Source organism: Bradyrhizobium sp. Leo114 (genome assembly GCF_055229415.2).
Window position 1 is genome coordinate 1 of the sequence record NZ_JBUYEN020000255.1, and the last position, 275, is coordinate 275.

Annotated in this window: 1 protein-coding gene; it reads right to left on the reverse strand. The window is 66.9% G+C overall.

What is annotated here, in order from left to right:
• A partial coding sequence (locus ACZIRK_RS45630) for a DUF4082 domain-containing protein (RefSeq protein ID WP_474419903.1) occupies positions 1 to 275 on the reverse strand: 275 nt, incomplete at both ends.

The window sequence follows — 275 nt, forward strand, 5'->3', positions numbered from 1 at the left end:
GGTCGGGAAGATCCCAGCGGTGCTGGTGCCGCCATAGGCATAGACCCCGTTGCCGCCGGACGAGGCGGAGGAGGGCGCCGTCAGCGCGCCGCTCGAGACGGCGTTGGTGAAGAAATTGCTGGTCGCTGCATACGCGCCGTTTGTGTGGTAGGACGCGACATAGGTGGTGTTGGCGGCGATCGAGACCGGCGTCGCCAAGGGCACGGTCTGCCAGCCGCTTGCGGTGGTGTTGGTGAAGGTGGCGCTGGCAAGCTTGGTGCCGGTCGAGCTCCACA